A 3,315-nucleotide genomic window follows, 5' to 3' on the forward strand; every position below is an offset into this window, starting at 1 on the left:
TAAGCAAAAAGCGGTGGAGTTTATGATGCAGCGCGGGGCTAAATTTAACAAAAATCTAAGCGCCTTCGATCTGCACCCGATCTACTTTATCTTTTATTTCGGAGGCAGGGACGCGGCGGATGCGTTTTTTAACGTCTGCCTAAGCGATTGCACCTACAAAGGGCGATTTTATAAGCTTTACGAGGAGCTTGCAAACGGCGCGGAGGCGGATTTCGGCAGGAGTTCGTTTTGGGGCGATACGGAGGCGAAATTTGCATTTGTAAAAGGACTTAAAATTTTAAATGGCTGAAGCTTTAATTCAAATTTTAATCGTAATTTTTAGCGTCTTGCTTCTGGGCGGGACTACTTGGACGCTTTTTTGGCGCAACCCTCGCAAGCTTAGCTCGCACCGACTTGCCGCGATAAATGGGATAAGCGAAGCAAGCGCGGTAAAAAGGCTTTCCGTGCGACCGTTTTTGTTCTGGCTGGAACGGTTTTTTGTTTCAGGCGAGAGCCTTTGGTTCGATCAAAATTTCATCTACGTTTTTGACGGACAGAAGCTCGCGGCGAGGTATAAATTTGAGCAAATTTTGACGCTTGAAGTTACAAAAATACGGATAAATCATGCTAGGATTTGGCGGATCCGCTTTGCGGGCGGCGCGAGCGAGCTTGAACGCAGCAGCGCGGACAAGCCCGAGCAAGACGGCGCGAGCGAGTATAAATTTGTGCCCGCCGCTTCTGTTTTTACGCCAAACTTTAAAGAATTTTTGCAAATTTTACGCGAGAAAAACCGAGGCGCGATCAAGACGGAGTCGAGATTTTGGGAGACCGTTTAGCGCGGCAGAATTTTACAAAGCGGATTTGCAAAAAATAGAAAAGGCGCGGAGCTTTCAGGCGCGATCGTCGCAAAGGGCGGAAAAAGCTACGCGCGAAACCGCAAGAGGCGAAAAATAGACAAAAGGAGGCAAAATGAAACGCTGGAGCAAGCTTCAAAAACGGCTTTACGAGCTCGTGGATGAAAGCACTGATTTTAAGCTCCACTGCACGGTCTATAGGATGCAAAGCAGACGCGGCAGCACGGATTTGCCACGATATTTTATCACGCTTGCGGGCGAGATTATTTTTGACTACCCGAAGGATTTCGTGCTAAAAAGCGGTGGCGTAAAAAGCCTAGCAGGGGGCGCTCTAACGAAAATTTATCCGTATGGTAACGACATAAGCGGCATCGGCGAGCTTATACGCGAATATATCGACACGCCCAAAGAGGAGCTGTTTGCAAAGCACTTTGGTGCCGATGAATGGGGGCTTGCAAATATCCTAAAGGCCGCCGACAAGCGCATCGGCAAAAGGAGGCTGCAAATTTTAGCCAAAAACAAGAAAAATCAAGCGATGCAAAAGGTTATAGCGGCTAGATTGGGAGCTTTGCAATAAATCCACAGCGGCGATTTAAATGCGGAGCGAACAAGTGCGGGCGATAGACTAAAAATTTTGATTTATGAGCGGACTTTTAAAATTTAACTGCAATCGTTCGGCGAAAATTTAAAGGATCGCAGGCGGATAAAATATGCAGAGGCGGGCTTGCTTTAGCACTTTTCGCCGGGCGGTTTGAAATTTCAGGCGGGTTTGGGGCGGCGCATAAATTTACGTTAAAATTTAATGAAAAATCGGTGCGATCTGCCCGCAAAATTTTAGAAAGGATAGTTATGATTTTACCTTCAAACTACGATGAGATCGACTTTGATGCGCTTTATAAGGCGCAAAAGGCAAAAAGCTCATTCGGCAAAAAACTGGCCGAGCATTGGGATAAAAAGGCGCCGAGCTTCAACGAGGGCGTGATGAAAAGCGCCTACGCGCGCGAGTTTATAGACAAGGTCGATTTTACGGGCGTTTCTACGCTACTTGATTTCGCATGCGGCGCGAGCGCGCTAAGCGTGCTGGCGGCGGAAAAGGTGGATCAAATTTACGGCTACGACTTTTCGCGCAAAATGCTGGAATTCGCCCGCGAGAACGCTCAAATTTACGGCGCAAAAAACGCAAAATTTGCGCAAAAGGCCTTCGAGGACGACTGGTCGGACGTGCCCGCGTGCGACGTGGTTTTTGCCTCGCGCTGCCTTGAGGTGGACGATCTAAAAACTGCACTTAATAAGCTTCTTTCAAAGACCAAAAAATCGCTTTACATCACGTTTAAGGTGGGCGGCAGCTTCGTAGATGATGAGATTTTGGACGCGATAGGGCGCGAAGTGGAGCAAAAGCCCGACTTCGTCTATCTTTTAAATATCTTGTTTCAAATGGGCTATTTGCCGAGCCTAAGCTATATCAAAGCCCAGTGCCATGACGGCGGAGCGAAAAGTGCAGAGGAGTTTGTGCAAAAGACGCGCTGGATGCTAGGCGGCGAGCTAAACGAAGCGGAGGAAGCGCGGCTAGCGGAGTATTTTAACAGCGGCAAATACGAGCCAAAGCGGGATTTTATGCACTGGGCGTTCGTGCGGGTGGATAAAATGGATGAGCTTTAGCTTAGTTGCCTCATTTTATGAATGGAGCAGGATAAATTTTGAAGCTAAATTTAGCTAGAAAAGAAGCGTAAATTTAGCCTGCTAAAAATTTTATCGATAAAATTGCAAGAGCCGGTAAGTATTCATTTTTAAAATTTAATGCAAAATCGGGATCAATTGTCTGCTAAAAAAGAAGCAAGCCAAAAAGCCCGCTTCATTAAATTTAAAACGCTACGGAATAAAAAAGCAAAATTTGAGCTAAAATAACCGAGGAAGGCGGTAAAAATGCAAACGCAAAAAGACAAAACCCCCGCGGACATCGGCCAAATTCCGCAAGAAATTTTAAAAAGCTACGATAGATTTCGCTTTTGTAGATATCTGTTTTTAGGGGCACTTTTGACCTTCCTGATTTATATCGTCGTGTTTCTTACGTTTGTACATGATGCGCCCATAATGTCGTTTTTATGCATGCTCGCGCTATCTGCGATAAATATACTCGTCTGCCTAAACAGGCTGAAGTATAAAAAATATGCCCTGCTTTTATTTAGTGATGCAGATAAGGCATTTATGCTTATATGGATACATGTGGCTGCGATATTTTACGTTCTTTATGCTTTGGTCGGATTTTATTTACAGATAAAATATCACATAGACTGGGATACACGTCAGATTATACCCGCTATTTTTATCGCTATTTTGGTGGCGATAATAACATATAACGCAAATCCGGAATTTGACGCCGATGAGACCGTGTATCTACCGGCACTAAAATCGCAGACAAAAATTAGCAGAGCGATCGCTGATAAAATTTCCGGCGAGCAAAATTTTAACAGAACAAAACCTG

General features: G+C 45.2%; 5 protein-coding genes. All 5 read left to right on the top strand.

Features of this window, described 5'->3' with window-relative positions; translation table 11 throughout:
- Positions 1 to 289 (top strand): hypothetical protein (locus Q0256_RS01675; RefSeq protein WP_297959514.1); only part of this gene is annotated, 289 nt, incomplete at its 5' end.
- Positions 282 to 815 (top strand): hypothetical protein, encoded by a 534-nt coding sequence (locus Q0256_RS01680; RefSeq protein ID WP_297959515.1) that lies wholly within the window; start codon positions 282 to 284, stop codon positions 813 to 815. The genes Q0256_RS01675 and Q0256_RS01680, both read left to right, overlap by 8 nt.
- 133 nt (positions 816 to 948) lie before the next feature.
- Positions 949 to 1,410: a hypothetical protein gene (locus tag Q0256_RS01685; RefSeq protein WP_297959516.1), complete on the top strand. Its 462-nt coding sequence runs from the start codon at positions 949 to 951 to the stop codon at positions 1,408 to 1,410.
- 272 nt (positions 1,411 to 1,682) lie between these two features.
- Complete coding sequence (locus Q0256_RS01690; RefSeq protein ID WP_297959517.1) at positions 1,683 to 2,492, top strand: class I SAM-dependent methyltransferase; 810 nt, start codon at positions 1,683 to 1,685, stop codon at positions 2,490 to 2,492.
- A 264-nt stretch (positions 2,493 to 2,756) separates the two neighbouring features.
- On the top strand, positions 2,757 to 3,315 hold a 559-nt coding region (locus Q0256_RS01695; protein ID WP_297959518.1), incomplete at its 3' end, for a hypothetical protein.

Origin of the sequence: uncultured Campylobacter sp. (assembly GCF_937949835.1) — a bacterium.
GTDB lineage: Bacteria > Campylobacterota > Campylobacteria > Campylobacterales > Campylobacteraceae > Campylobacter_B.